Below are 18,283 nucleotides of genomic sequence, written 5' to 3'. Positions count from 1 at the left end.
ATGATCGCGTGTCACACATACGATTTGCTCACGGCGTGCTGCGGATTGCCTTGGACCGGATGCCATGACGGATCCCTCGCCGGCCGCACACGCCTGAACCATCGATCAAGCATTGCAAGCATGGGTTTTTCGATCCAGACATGGCAGGCGAAGCCGCTTGCGCAGATCGCGACGAGGCAAGCGAATGTGACGGCGATCCCGGACGAGGTGCCGAGATCGGCGCGCGCCCCGATGATCTTGCCCGCGATGCCGATCACAAAAGGATGGATCAGATAGATCGAATAGCTGGCGGCACCGAGCGCCATCGCGAGCCGGTTCGCGATCTTTCGGCCGTGCAGCTCCAGTGCGACGAGCGAGACGATCAGCACGCATGCCGGGCCACCCCAGCCGGCCACGCGCGCGAAGCCGGACGGCACGTCGTGCAGGGCAGGGAGCAGCGCGAGCGCCGCGACGCTCGCGGCGGCGAGCGCCGCCCAGACGGAGGCGGCGATCCGGCTGCCGATACCGGTTTCCAGCGTCCAGTAGGCCAGCACGCCGAGTCCGAATTCCAGCATGAGCGGCATCCCGGGATGCGCCGCGACGACGGTCGCGCCCGTCGCGCCCAGGGTCACGCAGACGAGCGCGAGCAGCAACGCGGCGAGCGCGGTCGCGTAACGGGCCCGCACAAACCGCAGCGATGCCGCGACTGCGAGATAGAACAGCATCTCGTATTCGAGGGTCCATCCGTTTGGATTCAGCGGGCCGCGGTGGCCGCTGTCGTCGACGTAGGGGACGAACAACAGCGACTTCACGAGGTAGTCCAGCCCCGCCGTCGTCGTGTTCAGCCATTGCGGACGCAGCACTGCGATCGCATAGACGCCGAGCGTCGTCAGCCAATAGAGCGGCACGATGCGGATCAGCCGCTTGCCGAGGAATGCACGGCCCTCGCGCGGCGCTGCGCACGACATGATGAAGCCGCCGATGACGAAGAACACGTCGATGCCGTTCTGCCCGAACGGCAGCACGTGCATGTGGTAGCCGACAACCGCGAGCGCTGCCACCGCTCGTGCGCGCTGAATGTTGCTGAACACGGTCTGGCGCTGCGAGAGCGTGTTCATGTCGGGGCTCGGTCGACGTGTCGCGGGCCGGCAGCGGCAAGGCGCGACCGGGCCGTTGCATCTTCGGCAGCTTGCGCATGCGCATCGCCCCGGTAGTGGGGCGTCGGGCGCGATCGATCGGCGCGCGGGCCGATTCCGGCGAACTGCATCGCGCACAGCAGCGCCACGCTCGACAGGTGGCGCGTGTAGCTGCCGAGGTCGGGCTCGAACAGCATCGATACGGCGACGTGCCCGATGACGAGGCAGGCGAGCAGTTCGCGCGCCCGGCCGGCGCCGCGCGTGCGGCGCCATACCGACGCGAGCGCGATCCACACGAACATCTGCATGACGATCTCCTTCGGCCCCGGCATGAACATCGCCGGCAGGTTCAGCCGCAGCACCGCATACAGATAGTTCGCGCAGAAGGCCGCGAACGAGGTCGGCTCCATCGGATTGCGAAAGCTGGTGCGCGCGCCGAACGGCGAGCCGTACGCGAGGTAGTCGGCGGCCATGTCGCGCGGGTGCTGCAGCAGGTAGTACGCGTCGGGCGGCACCAGGAACAGCACGGCGGGTACCGCGAGCGTCAGCCATGCCTTGCCGCGCCACGACATATGCCTGAACAGCAATGCGACGAGCGCGATCGCGAGGACCAGCGCGAAGTAGCTGCGCACGAACACCGCATAGCCTACATAGAGCATCACGGCGGCGACGAACAAGACGGCGGTCGGGCGGCGCTGCGCGATGCCGGCCAGCACGATGGCCATCAATACGACGATCGTGTCCTTGCTCGCGACGAACAGGTTGAAGAACACGCAGGGCGCGAGCAGGACGAGACACGCCGCCATCGACCCGACGCGCGTGCCGTGGCCGATCATGCGCCAGATGCACAGCGCGCCGATCGTCGCCACGAACAGGTGTGTGCCGGTTTCGCCGAGCATCGCGTAGAACCGGGCGACCGCGTCGAACGACGTGCCATCGTAGGTATTCGAGCCGCCAATCTGGCTCTGGATCTTTTCCGCGTCGCGAAAGACGAACTCCGGCAGAAACGTGCCAGCCTTTGCGTAAATGCCCCAGTAGACGAGCACGGTCGCGGTAGCGATCGCGCGTATCAGCGCGCGGCTGAGTGGCGGGCCCGCGACGAGCAGGTTACGCAGCATCGGACAGGCCCTCCCGACGCGGTGTGACGGCATGCGTTCGCGCGCCGCGCGCGACGATCAGCGCGAGGGCCGCGACGATGCCGACGCTGGCTGCCAGATGTGCAAGCGCTGCGCCCGTCGTGCCCGCATGCCCGATCAGATGCCACGCAAGCGGTGCCCATGCGGCCGCGACGGCGGCCATCGACAGCGTGACGGCCAGGCCCGCGCGCAACGCGATCGCGGCCGTCCACAGCACATCGGCGGCCGAGCGCAACGCGAACGACGCCAGCAGCACGGCCAGCACGGCGACCTCGCGCGTACCAGCCTGCTCGTGCGCGAGCCGGAACAGTTCGTCGTGCACGATAAGAATCGCCACGGCGGCAAGCGCGGTGACGCCCACGGCCGCCGCTAGCGCGCGACGCAACTGCCGGCCGAATGCGGCGGGATCGGCGGCGAGTGTTCGCACGAAGCGGGGCCCGGCCGTGACGGCGATCGCCGAGAACGCGATCGTCTGCACGGCATTCGCGATCGACCACGCGAACACGTAGCGGCCGAGCGCATCGGTGCTCGCGAGGCCGCCGGCGATGAAGCGTTCCGCGTATTGCAGCGACGACAGCAGCACGCCAGCCAGATAGAACGGCAGACCGTGCCGCCACACCGCGAACAGGTCGTGCAGTCCTGGCGCGCGATCCGCCCGCGCGGCATGCGGCGCACGGCGCATGAGCGCGGCGAGACTGCGCCAGCACACGGCGACGGCCAGTGCATTGCTCGCGAACCAGAGGGCGAAGACGGCCTCGATCGAGTGTAGGACGCCGGCAAGCAGCCCTGCGCACGCGAGGCCGGCCCATGCGCCGGTGCGAACGAACAGCAGCAGCGAGCCGGCCCGGGGGCGATGCAGCGAGAATAGCCACGCGTTGGCCTCGAATGCGGCATGCTCGGAAAGCGCGACGAGCAGCACGCCCCACAGGAGCGACGTCGGGATGCCGAGCACATGCGCGGCGCCCCCGCCCGCAGCGCCGAGCGCCAGCACGGCCAGCAGGTAAAGGCCGGCGAACACGCCGCACAGCGTGCGTGCCCTGCCGATCGCGGGTAGCGGATTGCGAGCACTGAGCCGGCGGTTGAGTTCGGTGCTGAAGCCGAGCCCGAGTACCTTCGACGCGATCACGGACGCGGCGACCGCGATTCCGTAGGCGGCAACCGCGTCGAAGCCGAGCATGCGCGCGACGACGATCGCGAGCCCGAATTTCAGGCCCAGCGCGGAGAAGCGGAGCAGAAGTCGAATGAGCATGCGTGATTCCGGTAGGTGTCAGGCGGCGCGTGCCGCGCGCAGCGCGGCGATCACGCGTGCGCGGCCGATACGGATCTGCTCGAAACCCGTTTGCGCGGTCTGCCAGAACGCGGCCGCGGCGTCGGGAGCGAGCACGGTGCGTGCGACGGCGTCCGGATCGAAGTCGGCGCCGTTGACGACCCAGTCGTCGAGTCGCAGGTCCGCATAGGCGCCGAAGCCTTTGCGTTCGTAGCTGAGATGGAACGCGGGGACGCCGTGCAGCACCGATTCGAGCGCGCCGTGCAGGCGCACGGAAATCACGCGGTCCGGCGTGTCCGTGTCGAGCAGGATCCTGAGCGGAACGAGCGTGTCCCGGATGCCGATGCTGCGGTAGTACGCGACGTCGTCGTTGCCGCGGCCCGTGCTCTGCACTGCGAAGCTGACGCGACAGGCCGCGCCGATCTGTGCGACGAGCCGCGCGATCGACGTCGCGTAACGCATCCGTTGCGCACGGTTCCAGCCCGGCGCGCGGCGCAGCACGAAGGCGACATGGCGGACCTCGCCGTCGCTGCGTAGGGCCGCGCGGCTCAGGATCGCGTCGCGGCGGTGCTCGAAGTCGAGCACGGCAAGATCGGGCGCGCGCCGCGTGTTCGGATTGGCGGCAAGGAACGCGGCCGACCGGTCGTCGCGCACGAATACGCAATCGAACGACGCGAGCAGGTGCCGCAGATGCGCGGCGACCGGCGCTGCGCATCGCGCGGGGCCGATGCTTTGCGGCAGGTAGATGGTCGGCTTGCTCGATGCGTATGCCGCGCGCATCTGCAGCAGGTGGCCGGCCTCGAGCTTCAGCGCTTCGACGGAATCGCGCGCGCGCAGATAGCCGCCGCCGACGCCGACGATCAAGTCGACGCTAGCGAGCAGGCGGCGCAAACCGGCCAGCCGCGCGTTCGCGGAAACCGGCAACGCGGCGCTCGCCGCGCCGATCAGGCGGCTCGTGCCGTGTTCCGCGAGTACGGGTGCCGCACGCACGTCGGCGTACGCGGGGAACGACGCCGGGTCGGCGGCGACGATCGATACACGGATCGCGTCGCCGAAGGCTTCCTTCAGCAGCGCGATGGAGAGGTCGACCAGCAGGCCGTCCCCGGAATTGCGAGCGCTGTACGCATGCAGCAGCGCCACATGGGTGGGCGAGGTCATGTCGTCTTCCTGGGAACGAGGCTGAGATAGAGGTCGAGCGTCTGGCGGACCATCGCGTCCGCCGAGTAGTGCCGGGCGGCCGGCGCGCAATTCGCACGCATCGCGCCGCGCAACGCGGCGTCGCGCGCGAGCGTGACGACGGCGTGCTTGAAATCGGTCGTATCGTCGTCGTTCGGCACGACGACCCCGATCTCGCGGGCGCGGATCAGCTCGGCCGCGCCGGCAACGTGCGACGCGACGATCGGCACGCCGGCCGCCATCGCTTCGAGGCAGACATACGGAAAGCCTTCGTAGCGGCTCGGCAGCGCGAACAGGTCGAATGCGGAGAAGTAGCGGTTCGCGCGCGCCAGCGCGCCGACGACGCGCAGGTTCGGCGACAGGTCATCGGCGTCGCGGCCTGCCGCCGCCGCGAAATCGCCGGGGCCGATCGCGACGAACTGCACGTCGGCGCCGCATTGCCGGTAGACGCCGCGCGCGATTCGCACGAGGCGGTCGACGCCTTTCTGGTGATCGAAGCGCCCGACGAAGCCAATCACGAGCGGGTTGCCCGCGACGCCGAGTGCGCAGCGCGCGTCGTCGCGCGGCATCAGGGCCGGCGGCGGCACGCCGTTGACGATCGTGTCGATGCGCCGCGTCGGAATGCCGAGTGCGTCATGCAGATGATCGGCCTCGTCGCGCGACACCGCGACGATCCGGCTCGTGCGCAGGCGGCCGAGCATGCTCTCGATCGCGCCGTAGACGCGGCGCTGCCGATCGCTCAGCGACGGATTGAGCGTATACACCGCGTGCGGCGTATAGACTTGCCGCCACGGCCCCGCGCACAGCCGCGCGATGGCGCCTGCCTTCGAGCTGTGGCTGTGCACGATGTCGGGCCGGATGCGCAGCAGATGGCGATACAGGTGCGCGACGGCCAGCGCGTCGCGCCAGCCGACCGCGCGCCGCATCGGCACCGCGTGCACCGAGCGGCAATGCGCGAGCACGCGCGCATCGAGTATCGATGTGTCGAAGCGCGGCCCGTGCGGCACGACGAGATGCAGCTCGACGTTGTCATCGGCGCTCAGCCCGTCGATCAGGCTGGCGAGATGGACGGCCACGCCGCCACCCGCGGCTTCGGCGACGAGCACGATGCGCAGCCGACGCGCGGGCAGGGCGCCGGTGCGGCGCACGGTGCGCACGGCCGGTGTGGGCGCGACAGGGCTGGTGCCGGCGCGCTGGATGGCGTCGAGATCGATCCGGTCGCTCATCGCGCACCTCCGCGACGCATGCGCGCCGCGAGCGCGCGCAGCCTGCTTCTGGACGACGAATCTGTCGCGCCGTGGCGCGGTGCGTAGTCGTATTGCATGTAGCGATACGCGCCGTCGCGCGCGCCGTAGCGCCCGGTGTGCGGCGCGACGCCGTTGAGCAGCACACCGCGCGCGGCGATGCCGTTGTGCGCGAGGCGGCGGGCCGCTTCGTCGAGCTCGGCGAGGCGCGTCGAGCCGGCGCGGGCGACGAGCAGCACGGCGCCCGCGCGACGGCCGAGCACGACCGCGTCGGTGACGGCGAGAATCGGCGCGGAGTCGATCACCACCGCGTCGTAGCGCGCCGACAGCAGGCCGATCGATGCATCGACCCGTTGATGGACGAGCGCTTCGGCGGGATTCGGCGGCAACGCACCGGTCGCGATGAAATCGAGGTTCGGCGCAACGTTCGCGTGAATCACGTCCTGCGGCTCGGCCATGCCCGATACCAGCTCGGCAAAGCCGCGCTCGCGTGCGACGCCGAAATACTCATGCAGATAGCCTTTGCGCAGATCGCCGTCGACGAGCAGCACGCGCGTGCCGTTCGCGGCGAGCAGCGCCGCGAAGTTCGCGGCCACGAACGACTTGCCGACGCCCGGCGCGGGGCCGCTCAGCAGCAGCACGTTGTTGCTCGCGTCCTGCATCGCATAGCGCAGCGCGGTGCGCAGGCTGCGCAGGCTCTCGATCGCCGGATCGTGCGGCGCCAGCGTGCTCAGCAGGTGCGGCCCCGGCGCGTGCGCGGCCATTTGCCGGGCGATGCGCCGCTGATCGGGCGAATCGGGAATCGTTGCGTAGACGCTGACGCCGAGATGCTGTTCGATCTCGTCGGCACTGCCGACGCCGCCCAACAGGAAGTCGCGCGCGAACGCGAGCGCGGTGCCGAACAGCAAGCCGAACAGCGCGGCGGCGGCGATCACCACCGGCCGCTTGGGGCGAACCGGATCTTCGGGCACGATCGGCGCGTCGACGAGCCGCACGCTGCCGGTTCGGCCGGCCTTGACCAGTTCGAGCTGCTGCGCGTTGCCGAGCAGCGCCGTGTAGAGGTCGGTATCGACCTTGACGTCGAGCATCAGCCGCACGGCATCCTGCTCGAGATCGGGCAGGCGCCGGACCTGACGGTCGAATGCCTGCTGCTGGCGTTGCAGCGTTGCGATTTGCGCGTCGAGCGCGGCCATGTCGGGATGTCCTGGCGCGAAGCGGGAAGCCATTTCATCGCGCTTCTGCTGCAGTTCCAGCCGGCGGGTTTTCGCGTCGGCGGTTTGCTGCAGGATCAGCTTCGCTTCCTCGGTCAGGTCGAGCGCGCCGTTCGCGTTGCGCATGTCCGTGTAGCGCTGTTCGGCCTTCTGCAACTGCTTCTTGAGCATGGGCAACTGCGCGTTGAGGAACGCGAGCGACTGCGCGGCGTCCGCGGAGCGGCGCTCGATGTGCTGGCGGACGTAGTGGTCCGCGATGGCTTTCAGTTGCGCCTGCACGCGCTGCGGATCGGGGCCGCGCAGCGTCGCGACGATCACGCCGGACTGCTTGACCTTCTCCTGCACGTCGAGCGCATGCCGGAACGCGTCGATCGTCTCGGCACGAGACTGGCGCACGAGCGTGAAGCGGGTGCCCGGGTGCGCATCGATGCCAGCGACGTCGATGACGATCGGGCCATTCGCGGTCGCGAAGCGTCCGGGCTGACCGATCCGGCCCGTGACGGCGGCGGGCAGCGCGGAACCGGACAGCCGGTAGCGCCCGGCGTCGAGCAGCGTCAGCTCGAAGCGATCGCCTTCGAGCGGTTGCGGCACGTCGAAGCGGGCCAGATCGGCGCGCTCGGTGCCCCACGCATAGCCGCCGATGCCGAGCAGGCCGGGGCGGGCGATGCCGATGTTGAAGCGCGAGATGAAATCGCCGACCACGGGGAAGCGCTTCGGCCCCACGACGATATAGCTGCGCAGATCGTCGACGGCGCGCGTGACGACGAGACGCGATGAGAGAATCTGCGCTTCCGCGGCGGCGGTCGACTTGACGTCGAACAGCGACGACACGTCGCCGAGCAGACTTTTCGCGGCGGATGCGTCGCCGCTGTCCTCGACCTGCACGAGGATGTCGGCCTGGTATTGCGGATGGCTGAGAAACGCATACAGCGTGCCGATGCCTACGCAGGCGGCGGTCACGCACGCGATCAGCCAGCGATGGGACACGAGCACGTCGATCACGCCGGTCAGCGTGATCTCGTCGGTGCGTTCCCGCGCGTGCAGAGGGGGAGAAATTGACGTCATCGATTCAGTCCGGAAGACGGGGTGAGGGAGCGGACGGCGAGGTGCCGTCCGGCGGGGCGTCCGGCGCGATCCTTGCGCACCAGCCCGCGATGCCGCGTTCGATCAGCGCGAGGCTGCGTTCGAACGACGCGCGCGTGCCGAGATGCGGATCCGGCACGTCGAAGCCGTGCGGCGCGCCGTCGCCGAGCCGGAACACGCGGCCGCGCAGGTGCGGATAGCGGTGGGAGATCCCGCGCGTCTGGCCGGAATCCATCGTCAGGATCAGGTCGGCCCGCGTCGCGAGCCAGGCCGGCAACTGGCGCGCGCGATGCGCGGCGATATCGAGGCCGCGCTCGCGCATCAGCGCGACCGCGTGCGGGTCGGCCGGCTGTCCGACGAGCGCGCCGAGGCCGGCCGACTGCACGTCGACGTCCGGCAGGCGCGCGCGGAACAGCGCTTCCGCCATCGGGCTGCGGCAGACGTTGCCGATGCAGACGACAACCAGCGTGGTTGCGGCGCTCATTTGACGGCGAGCGCGGCGGCGGCGCTGGTGCTGACGCCCGGCAGCAGCAGGCTCAGCACGCGGCTGAAGCGCACCAGGCTGTTGCCGTCGACGTAGACGATGTCCCGGGGCTGCAGCTCGAATTCGTTGGCCAGCACCATCGACACGGGCGAACGCGCGTCGAGATGGAACACCTGCGGGTTGCCCGTCTGCGAGCCGCGGATCACGAACATCTGCGCGGCGTCGGCGGTACCGGCGTTCACGCTGCCGGCTTGCGACAGCGCGTCGGACAGCGTCAGACGGCCGTCGCGCAGCGGCAGCGCGAGCGACGGCTTGTTCACTTCACCCATCACGTAGACGCCGTACTCGTTGCGGGCCGGCACATGCAGCAGGTCGCCGGGCGCGAGCACGACGTCGGCCGGATTCTGGCCATGCCGCAGCATCCGGGTCAGGTCGAGCGGATAGGTGACGCCGCCGCGCACCAGCGCGATGCGGCTCTGGTCGGCGGCGGGGCTCATCCCACCCGCGCGGCCGAGCGCCTCGTAGAGCGTCATCGGCACGTCGTTGACGGGCTGGCCGCCCGGCGTGCGGACTTCGCCGTCGATATAGACCTGCTGCGAGCGGAACGACGCGACGCGCAGCGTCACCTGCGGATCGCGATACACGCGGGCAAGGGCGGCGACGATGCGGGTCTGCGCGGTGGCGGCGGTCAGCCCGCCGACGGGCACCTTGCCGGCGAACGGAAACGACAGGTCGCCGTTCTGGTCCACCACGAAGCCGGCGACGGGATCGGCGGCACGCGGCGCATTCTGCGTGGCGGCGCCTTGCGCGGCCGCGAGCTCGGGATGGTCCCAGACGGTGATCTGCAGCACGTCGCCCGGGCCGATCCGGTATGCGCCGGGCGGTGCGGCCAGCAGGTCGGCCTGCGTGGCCAGTTGCCGTGCCGCCTGCGCTTTCAGCGCATGAATGAGCGCGGCGTCGATCTCCGTCATCTCATAGCGTGGCGCATCGTCGGCCGCGCTCGCGGCGCTGGGATGTGCGTCGCTCATGCGCATGCCGGGCGCGAATGCGCAGGCGGACAGCGCAAGGCTGGCGGTGGCCAGCAACACGACGCGAACGGCGCGCGGGCACGCGTTTCCGATCCGTCCGATCATGGCGGTTCTCATAAGCAGTCCTTTCAATGATGCGGCGCCGTGCTGCCGCGTCTCGGTTGGGTCAGTACGCGTTGCGGTGCGTCCAGCCGCGGGTAGCGGTGGCGACAACGATGTGCATGTCGAGTGCGAACGACCAGTTGCGCAGGTAATGGAGATCGGCCTCGACGCGGTGCTGCATCTTGTCGATGCGATCCGTTTCGCCCCGCAGGCCGTTGATCTGTGCCCAGCCGGTGATGCCGGGCTTGACGCGGTACCGATGGATGTAGCCGTCGACGATCTTCTGGTACAGCGTGTCGTGCTCGATCGCGTGCGGGCGCGGCCCCACGACGGACATGTCGCCGCGCAGCACGTTGACGAACTGCGGCAGCTCGTCGAGGCTCGTGCGGCGCAGGAACGCGCCGATCCGGGTTACGCGCGGATCGGCGCGCGTCGCCTGCCGGACGCGGCCATCGGCGTCGGCATGGAGTCGCATCGTCCGGAACTTGTAGATCGTGAAGATCTTGCCGTCCGCGCCCTTGCGGCGTTGTCGAAACAGGACGGGGCCCTTCGACGACAGCCGGACCGCGACGGCGATCGCGAGCAGCAGCGGCGCCATGCCGACCAGCACGGCCGCCGAGAACATGCGGTCGAAGACGGCCTTCTGCAGCAGTGCGCTCGCGGATAGCGGCGATGCGACCAGGTTGATGGCCGGTGCGCCGACCAGATCGACCATTTCGCCTTCGAAGAGCGCGAGCTTGCTGACGTCGGGCATGAAGCGAACGTTGACGAGATCGAGTCGGAACGCGTCGAGGACGGCCAGTACGGCCTGCTCTTCGGCAATCGGCAACGCGATCCACACCTCGGGAATCGACTGCGTGCGTACATGCGCCGCGAATGCGCCGAGATCGCCGAATAGCGGGACGCCGTCGCGCGCATGCTGCCCGGCGCACGCGGTGTCAAGCAGGGCGACGGCCCGAAACCCGGCGTGCGGCGCGAGTGCGATTCGCTCGAGGACCGCTGCGCAATGCACGCCCGTGCCGACGATCGCCACGGCACGGTCGCGCTCGCCGGCGCCGCTGATCCGGTCGAGCGTCGTGCGGGCGACGAGCCGCGCCGCGACGAGTGCGGCGCCGCTCGTCGACGCCCAGCACAGAAGCCAGAGCGGCGACGCGAACCGCGCGCCGTACAGCGCGAGCATGACGAGCGTCGCGCACGCCAGCGCCAGGCCCCACGCGATGCACATGCGGAGCGCGGCCCGGCACTTCGAACGCATGCGCGCCGTGCGATAGATGCCCAATGCAGGAAACAGCGCCATCGCGAACGTTGCGGCACAGGCGACGAGCGCCACTTCGGCGGCGTGATGGCCGCTTTGGCCCGGCAGTACCCATGTTGTTCCCGCTGCACCGAATGCAATCAGAACGAGATCCGACATCCGCGCGAGCAGCCCCGCTGCTGCCGATGGTGAGGCGGCTCGCCGTTCTTCGAATGCGGTATTCATAAACCCTTCCCCTGCCGATTGATTTGATTTGCGTTCGTCGAGCCGATTGCCGGACGCGATTGCGCGCCACGAGGGCGGGCGCCGGACAACGCAAACAATCGATGAAATGAGACGCCGCCTGCCCGATCGGTCGATCGCAGGCGCTGCGTGAATTGCATCTGCCGGAAACCGAGCGATGCTCGGGTCAGTGGGAGGCGACGCGTCGAGCCCAACAAACACGCGTCAATTTTCGGTAAGCGGGGATGTGATTTAAATAGAACGTGTATTAAATGGACTTTGTATTTATTGGTACACGTACGAATGCTTTGATACGGGTCTGATCGGCGCGAATAATCGGGCGGGCAAGTCTGCTATTTCTCCGGCCTCGGGAGCGAGGCTGCCGCATATTGCCGCAGCGCGAAGGAGTCGAATCGGGACGACTTCGGCGGGAGATCGGGTGCGATGTGCCGCCGGCGCGGCGCGGGGCGATTTTCCGGGCCGGCATGCGTGCGTCGGCACGTGCAGCCGCCGCAAACGCATGCCGTGCGCGTCAGCCGGTCACCCGTCCCGGAACATGACGCTGTACGCACTCAGCGCCGGCACTCCGCCGAGATGCGCATACAGCACCTTCGAGCCGGGCTCGAACTCCCCGAGCCGCACCTTGTCGATCATTCCATGCATCGATTTGCCCTCGTAGACGGGGTCGGTCAGCATGCCTTCGAGTCGCGCGCACAAGCGGATCGCGTCGAGCGTGCCGTCGTTCGGCAGCCCGTATTCGGGGCCGGCGTAGCGCGTGTCGAGGACGACGTCCTGCTCGTCGATGCGGCGCCCGAGTTCAACGAGCTCGGCCGTATGCCGCGCGATGCGCGTGATCTGCGCATGCGTTTTCTCCGGCGTCGCGGACGCGTCGATCCCGATCACGCGATTCGCGCGCCCGTCCGCCGCGAAGCCGACCACCATGCCCGCCTGCGTGCTGCCCGTCACCGAGCACACGACGATGTAGTCGAACTTGAAGCCGAGTTCCGTTTCCTGTTGCCGCACCTCTTCGGCGAAGCCGACGAAGCCGAGCCCGCCGAGCGGATGCTCGGAGCAGCCGGCCGGAATCGGATACGGCTTGCCGCCCGCCTGCCGCACGCTTTCCATCGCTTCTTCCCAACTGCGGCGAATGCCGATGTCGAAGCCGTCCGGCACGAGCCGCACGTCGGCGCCCATCATCCTCGACAACTGGATATTGCCGACGCGGTCATACACGGGATCGTCGTAGTTGACCCAGTGCTCCTGCACGAGCACGCATTTCATCCCGAGATGCGCGGCGACGGCCGCGACCTGCCGCGTCTGGTTCGACTGGACGCCGCCGATCGATACGAGCGTGTCCGCACCCTGCGCCAGTGCGTCGGGGATCAGGTATTCGAGCTTGCGGGTCTTGTTGCCGCCGAACGCGAGGCCGCTGTTGCAGTCCTCGCGCTTCGCATACAACTCGACCTTGCCGCCGAGGTGCGCGCTCAGGCGCTTGAGCGGCTGGATCGGCGTCGGGCCGAACGTCAGCGGATAACGGGGGAAGCGTTGCAGGTTCATCGAATGGTGTCTCCGGAAAGGCAGGGGTTGCACGGGAAGCGGTGCGCTCGGGAGGAGCCGGCACGCCGTCTCCCGATGAAAAAATGATAGGCATGCAGGCGAGAAATGAGCTTGCGAAATAAATATCGTCGACCTACGTTGGGAACGAATCGCGCATCAATCAAGCAATTCGGATTCAAAAAAATGGAGGATGACGCAATGAAATTAAGTGGAAGATCGTCGACGCCGGCCGATGCCGCGCCCGCGCTCGATCGCATCGATCGCGCGATCCTCAGGCAGCTTCAGCAGGACGCGTCGATCTCGAACGTGAGCCTCGCTGCCAGGGTGAAGCTGAGCGCGCCGGCGTGCCTGCGGCGCGTCGAGCGGCTCAAGGAGATGGGGATGATTCGCGGGATCGTCGCGCTGCTCGACCCGAAGCCACTCGGTGCCGGCATGCTCGTCGTGATCGGCTTCGTGCTCGACCGCTCGACGCCGGAGGCGTTCGCCGCGTTCGAGAAGGCCGCGCAGAAGGTGTCGGGGTGTGTCGAATGCCACGTCGTGACCGGCGAGTTCGACTATTTCATGCTGGTGCGCACGCGCGACAACGAGAGCTTCAACCGGCTGCACGCGGAGCAACTGATCTATCTGCCGGGCGTGCGGCAGGTGCGGTCATTCATGGTGCTGAAGGAGATTCTGTCGACGCATGTGCTGCCGGTCTAGCGCAGCGCGCCGTCGATTTCCGGCGACTACGGCTATGCCATTTGGATAATGCCAAGTTCCCGATTGAGAGCGTACAATGGGAGAATCAATTGACCCATTCGGGAGTCGTCATGACAGCAACCCCACCTGCGGCCCGCCAGCCTGCCAAGCGGGCGGCCGCGTCCCGCACCGCAAAGGCTGCGGGCAGCTCGAACGGTCTGGGTACTGGCAAGGGCGATTTCGACACCTTTCGCCGGATGGCGCCGATGTCGCAGCGACGCACGATCGCCGATGGTTTCGACGCGGCCATCATTGAGCGCGTTGCGCGCGAGTTGCTCGGTGTGCCGGTTCAGACCCTCTTGAATGCGCTGAGCCTGCCCAGCTCGACCATTCTGCGGAAAATTGCCAAGCACGATCGGCTGTCGCAAGGCGAGTCCGATCGCGTTGCGCGCGTGCTCTATGTGCTGGATCTCGCCACCGATCTGTTTGAGGATGGCAAGCGTGCCGCGGAGTGGATGAGCCGGGCGAACGCGGAGCTTGACGGTTTGAAGCCGATTGAAGTGCTCGACGTGCAGCCTGGCTACGACCGTGTGCGAGATATTCTGAACCGTGCACAGTTCGGGGTCGCTGCGTGAGGCTGTACCGTCTCGCGAAAGAACGCAAGGGTCGCTACCTGGCAGACGACCTGAGCGGGAACGGTGCGGCGATTACGGGTGGCCGCTGGAATCCTCGCGGCATGCGCGTGCTGTACACCTGCTGCCATGCGTCGACGTCGTTGCTGGAGGCGCTGGTCCATATGTCCGGCTTGCTTCCTGCTAGCGGATTTTTCCTGGTGACGCTCGAAGTGCCCGACACCGTCCATGACAACGCGCACCAGCCGGACCTGCCGGACGATTGGGCGGCGCTGTCACAGGATCCGGAGTCGACCGCCCGGATCGGGCAGGCCTGGCTTGAAGCGGGCGAGCAGTTGGCGATGCGCGTGCCGTCAGTCGTCTGCCCGACCGACTTCAATTTGCTGCTGAACCCGATGCATGCGGATTTTGCGTCGAGTGTGAAAGTCATCAGCAAAGAAGCGTTCGCGCTGGACCCTCGTCTCTTCGGCTAGGCTATCGTATCGCGCTGATCGAAGAACAGCCGTCGGCCGCCGCACCTTCGTATCGCCCGATCAGCATTGCCACGGCGCGATGTCCGACTGCGGAGCCTTGCCGAGCCGTTCGCGCGCGGCACGCACGACGGCATCGTCGATCTCCTGCTCATCCGCCAGCGCCTTCAACGCGGCGAGCACGATGCTCGCGCGATCCACCTCGAAAAACGACCGCAATGCCTCGCGCGTGTCGCTGCGCCCGAACCCGTCGGTGCCGAGCGTCACGTAGCGGCGCGGCACGTACGCGCGGATCAGTTCGGGCACCGCACGTACGTAATCGGTCGCGGCGATCACCGGCCCGCGCGATGCGGCAAGCGCCTGCGTGACGTACGGTGCGACCGGCGCGTCGTCGAGGCGGGACAGCCGTTCGGCCGCCATTCCGTCGCGCTGCAGCTCGGTGAAGCTCGTGACGCTCCACACGGCCGCGTCGATGTTCCAGTCGTCTTTCAGCATTCGCTGCGCGGCGACGACTTCGCCGAGGATCGCGCCCGAGCCGAGCAACTGCACGCGCGCGCCCGCATTCGAATCGGCCGGCAGCGGATACATCCCCTTCAGTATTCCTTCGCGCAATGCCGACGCATCGCCGCCGGGTATCGAAGGCTGTGCGTAGTTCTCGTTCGTGACCGTCACGTAATAGAACACGTCGCGCTGCGCTTCGACCATCTCGCGCATGCCTGCGTCGACGATCGTCGCAACCTCGTACGCGAACGCGGGATCGTACGCGCGGCAGTTCGGAATCGTCGACGCCGCGAGATGGCTGCTGCCGTCCTGGTGCTGCAACCCCTCGCCGCCGAGCGTCGTGCGCCCCGACGTCGCGCCGACGAGGAAGCCGCGCGAGCGCTGGTCGGCGGCGGCCCAGATCAGATCGCCGATCCGCTGGAAACCGAACATCGAGTAGTAGATGTAGAACGGCAGCATCGGCAGGTCGTGCACGCTGTACGACGTCGCGGCCGCGATCCACGACGAGATCGCGCCCGCTTCCGAAATGCCTTCCTCGAGGATCTGGCCGCGCGTGTCTTCGCGGTAATAGAGCATCGAGCCGAGATCTTCGGGCTCGTAGCGCTGGCCGAACGGCGAGTAGATGCCGACTTGCCGGAACAGGCTGGCCATGCCGAACGTGCGCGCCTCGTCGGCGACGATCGGCACGACGCGCGAACCGATGTCGTGGTCCTTCATCAACGCGGCGAGCATGCGCACGAGCGCCATCGTCGTCGACATCTCGCGGCCGGCCGCGTCCAGCGCGAACGCTCCCCAGGCCGGCATCGAAGGAACGGTCAGCCCCTTCGATGCCACTCTCCGCCTTCTGGGCAGATAGCCTCCCAGGGCAGCCCGGCGTGCATGCAGGTAACGCATTTCCGGGCTGTCTTCCGCTGGCTTGTAAAACCTGAGCTGCTCGACGTCGCTGTCCGACAGCGGCAACCGGAAGCGGTCGCGGAACGCCTTGAGATCGTCGACGTCGAGCTTTTTCTGCTGATGGGTCGTCATCCGGCCCTGGCCGGCCGTGCCCATTCCGTAACCCTTCATCGTCTTCGCGAGAATCACGGTCGGCTGGCCGCGGTGCGCGAGTGCGCGCGCATACGCCGCGTGCAGCTTGCGCGCGTCGTGGCCGCCGCGGCGCAGGCGGTCGATCTCCGTGTCGGTGAGTTGTGCCGCGAGCGCTTCGAGCGCAGGGTCCTGGCTGAAGAAGCGCGCGCGGTTGTATGCGCCGTCGTTCGCGGAGAAGGTCTGGAACTGGCCGTCGACGGTCTCGGCGAACGCACGGGCGAGCGCGCCGGCGTGATCGCGCGCGAACAGCGGATCCCAGTCGGATCCCCACAGCACCTTGATCGTGTTCCAGCCGGCGCCCGCGAACTGCGCTTCGAGCTCGTCGATCACGCGGCCGTTGCCGCGCACGGGGCCGTCGAGCCGCTGCAGGTTGCAGTTGATCACGAACACGAGGTTGTCGAGCCCTTCGCGCGCGGCGAGCGACAGCGCGCCGAGCGATTCGGGTTCGTCCATCTCGCCGTCGCCGAAGAAGCCCCACACGGTACGGCCCGCCGTATCCGCGAGCCCGCGATCGCGCAGGTAACGCATGAAGCGCGCCTGGTAGATCGCGTTGATCGGGCCGATCCCCATCGAGCCGGTCGGGAACTGCCAGAAGTCGGGCATCAGCCATGGATGCGGATACGAGCACAGGCCCGGGCCGGCGATTTCGCGGCGGTAGTGCTTCAGGTGGTCCTCGGTGAGGAAGCCTTCGAGATATGCGCGCGCATAGACGCCCGGCGACGAATGCGGCTGGAAGTACACGAGATCGCCGCCGACCGCGCCGGTTGCGTCGCCGGCCGCGGGTGACGACGCGCGGAAGAAATGGTTGAAGCCGGTTTCGAACAGGTCGGACGCCGACGCATAGCTCGCGATGTGGCCGCCGAGTTCGCCGTACGCGCGGTTCGCGCGCACCACCATCGCGAGCGCATTCCAGCGCAGCGCGGCCGACAGCCGTTCCTCGAGATCGGGGTCGCCCGGATACGGCGGCTGCTCGGCGAGCGGAATCGTGTTCAGGTAGCGCGTGACGGGCGTGCGCGGCGACGCGAGGCCGCTCGCGCGCGCATGTTCGGCGAGGCGGTCGAACAGGTATTGCGCGCGTTCCCGGCCGACGTGCGCGACCACCGCGTCGAGCGCTTCGAGCCATTCGGTGGTTTCTTCCGGGTCCGCATCGACGCGCGCGAGGGCCGCGCGCTGCGCGTGTTCGATACCGTTCGACAGATCCGTCATGTGAGTCCCCCGCGCGCCGGCGGAGGCACGCATCAAGGAGACTCATGCTACGCGCCGGCTCACAGAATTTGCGTCTGATTTCGGTGGGAATTTGCCGCCGGATAGTGTAAATATTCTTGAATCGTCTTGAGATCAGGAATATTCAAACTATGAGCACCTCGCCCAAGCGGCTCGACCGCATCGACATCGGCATCCTGAACCAGCTTCAGCAGAACGCGCGGATCACGAACGCGGAGCTCGCGCGCGCGGTGAACCTGTCGTCGACGCCGTGCTTCAACCGCGTGCGCGCGCTCGAGAAACTCGGGCTGTTCAGGCAGCAGGTCACGCTGCTCGATCCCGAGCCGCTCGGCCTGCGGATCAACGTGTTCATCCAGGTCAGCCTCGAGAAACAGGTCGAGGATGCGCTGCGGCGCTTCGAGGAGGCGATTTCGCAGCGGCCCGAGGTGATGGAGTGCTACCTGATGTCGGGCGACGCAGACTATCTGCTGCGCGTCGTGATGCCGGACATGCGCACGCTCGAACGTTTCATCATCGAGCGTCTGACGACGATTCCCGGCGTGTCGAACATCCGGTCGAGCTTCGCGCTGAAGCAGGTGCGTTACAAGACCGCGCTGCCGCTGCCGGCGGCGGGCCTGACGCTCGTCGATCCGGACGAGTCGGCGTCGGACTGGAGTTGAGCGCGCGCGTGCCTGCCTGCCCGGTTGCCGACGAAACGGCGGCGATTGCCCGACCTGGCCGAAAGGAACGGACCGATGCGAGCGCGGTCGCTGCCGCGTGACCGCGCGACGCGTCCGCATCGTCGCGACGCCGCGCGGGACGATCGCGTATGC

15 protein-coding genes are annotated in these 18,283 nt (G+C 67.9%); 4 read left to right on the top strand and 11 right to left on the bottom strand.

Features of this window, described 5'->3' with window-relative positions:
- Positions 1-11: 11 nt before the first annotated feature.
- From CUJ89_RS30810 to CUJ89_RS30765, 10 genes are all read right to left on the bottom strand, one after another.
- Positions 12-1,097: an acyltransferase family protein gene (locus CUJ89_RS30810; protein WP_114181026.1), complete on the bottom strand. Its 1,086-nt coding sequence runs from the start codon at positions 1,095-1,097 to the stop codon at positions 12-14.
- The gene (locus CUJ89_RS30805) at positions 1,094-2,233 is read right to left on the bottom strand and encodes a hypothetical protein (protein WP_236655004.1); all 1,140 of its coding nucleotides are present in this window, start codon (positions 2,231-2,233) and stop codon (positions 1,094-1,096) included. Before CUJ89_RS30805 ends, CUJ89_RS30810 begins: the two co-directional genes overlap by 4 nt.
- The gene (locus tag CUJ89_RS30800) at positions 2,223-3,500 is read right to left on the bottom strand and encodes a lipopolysaccharide biosynthesis protein (protein WP_114181025.1); all 1,278 of its coding nucleotides are present in this window, start codon (positions 3,498-3,500) and stop codon (positions 2,223-2,225) included. The genes CUJ89_RS30805 and CUJ89_RS30800 overlap by 11 nt, the downstream gene beginning before the upstream one ends.
- An 18-nt stretch (positions 3,501-3,518) precedes the next feature.
- Complete coding sequence (locus CUJ89_RS30795; RefSeq protein ID WP_114181024.1) at positions 3,519-4,676, bottom strand: polysaccharide pyruvyl transferase family protein; 1,158 nt, start codon at positions 4,674-4,676, stop codon at positions 3,519-3,521.
- Positions 4,673-5,920: a glycosyltransferase family 4 protein gene (locus tag CUJ89_RS30790; protein WP_114181023.1), complete on the bottom strand. Its 1,248-nt coding sequence runs from the start codon at positions 5,918-5,920 to the stop codon at positions 4,673-4,675. Before CUJ89_RS30790 ends, CUJ89_RS30795 begins: the two co-directional genes overlap by 4 nt.
- Positions 5,917-8,214 carry a polysaccharide biosynthesis tyrosine autokinase gene (locus CUJ89_RS30785; protein WP_114181022.1) on the bottom strand — a complete coding sequence of 766 codons (2,298 nt, stop codon included), beginning with the start codon at positions 8,212-8,214 and terminating at the stop codon, positions 5,917-5,919. Before CUJ89_RS30785 ends, CUJ89_RS30790 begins: the two co-directional genes overlap by 4 nt.
- A gap of 4 nt (positions 8,215-8,218) precedes the next feature.
- Positions 8,219-8,716: a low molecular weight protein-tyrosine-phosphatase gene (locus CUJ89_RS30780; protein WP_114181021.1), complete on the bottom strand. Its 498-nt coding sequence runs from the start codon at positions 8,714-8,716 to the stop codon at positions 8,219-8,221.
- Entirely contained in the window at positions 8,713-9,849 is a 1,137-nt protein-coding gene (locus CUJ89_RS30775; protein WP_236655003.1) for a polysaccharide biosynthesis/export family protein, read from the bottom strand. Before CUJ89_RS30775 ends, CUJ89_RS30780 begins: the two co-directional genes overlap by 4 nt.
- Before the next feature lie 61 nt (positions 9,850-9,910).
- Positions 9,911-11,326, bottom strand: coding sequence for an undecaprenyl-phosphate glucose phosphotransferase (locus CUJ89_RS30770; RefSeq protein WP_114181019.1), 1,416 nt, complete (start codon positions 11,324-11,326; stop codon positions 9,911-9,913).
- Positions 11,327-11,863: 537 nt separating this feature from the next.
- The gene (locus CUJ89_RS30765; RefSeq protein ID WP_114181018.1) at positions 11,864-12,880 is read right to left on the bottom strand and encodes a 1-aminocyclopropane-1-carboxylate deaminase; all 1,017 of its coding nucleotides are present in this window, start codon (positions 12,878-12,880) and stop codon (positions 11,864-11,866) included.
- 198 nt (positions 12,881-13,078) lie between these two features.
- On the opposite strand from CUJ89_RS30765, the gene CUJ89_RS30760 reads away from it, so the two are divergent.
- The 3 genes from CUJ89_RS30760 to CUJ89_RS30750 all read left to right on the top strand — a co-directional run bounded on the left by CUJ89_RS30760 (position 13,079) and on the right by CUJ89_RS30750 (position 14,663).
- Entirely contained in the window at positions 13,079-13,579 is a 501-nt protein-coding gene (locus CUJ89_RS30760; RefSeq protein ID WP_114181655.1) for an Lrp/AsnC family transcriptional regulator, read from the top strand.
- A 110-nt stretch (positions 13,580-13,689) separates the two neighbouring features.
- A complete protein-coding gene (locus tag CUJ89_RS30755; RefSeq protein ID WP_201752348.1) occupies positions 13,690-14,193 on the top strand; it encodes an antitoxin Xre/MbcA/ParS toxin-binding domain-containing protein in 504 nt (167 codons plus the stop codon).
- Positions 14,190-14,663 carry an RES family NAD+ phosphorylase gene (locus tag CUJ89_RS30750; protein ID WP_114181017.1) on the top strand — a complete coding sequence of 158 codons (474 nt, stop codon included), beginning with the start codon at positions 14,190-14,192 and terminating at the stop codon, positions 14,661-14,663. The genes CUJ89_RS30755 and CUJ89_RS30750 overlap by 4 nt, the downstream gene beginning before the upstream one ends.
- Positions 14,664-14,723: 60 nt before the next feature.
- On the opposite strand, the gene mdeB is transcribed toward CUJ89_RS30750, so the two are convergent.
- The gene (gene mdeB, locus CUJ89_RS30745; protein ID WP_114181016.1) at positions 14,724-17,453 is read right to left on the bottom strand and encodes an alpha-ketoglutarate dehydrogenase; all 2,730 of its coding nucleotides are present in this window, start codon (positions 17,451-17,453) and stop codon (positions 14,724-14,726) included.
- 149 nt (positions 17,454-17,602) lie between these two features.
- Here mdeB and CUJ89_RS30740 point away from each other — a divergent pair, with 149 nt between their 5' ends.
- A complete protein-coding gene (locus CUJ89_RS30740; RefSeq protein ID WP_114181015.1) occupies positions 17,603-18,130 on the top strand; it encodes an Lrp/AsnC family transcriptional regulator in 528 nt (175 codons plus the stop codon).
- The last annotated feature ends 153 nt before the right edge of the window (positions 18,131-18,283 follow it).

It is taken from the genome of Burkholderia pyrrocinia (assembly GCF_003330765.1).
In the GTDB taxonomy this organism is placed as follows: Bacteria; Pseudomonadota; Gammaproteobacteria; order Burkholderiales; family Burkholderiaceae; genus Burkholderia; species Burkholderia pyrrocinia_B.
This window is presented reverse-complemented; position numbering and strand designations above follow the sequence as displayed.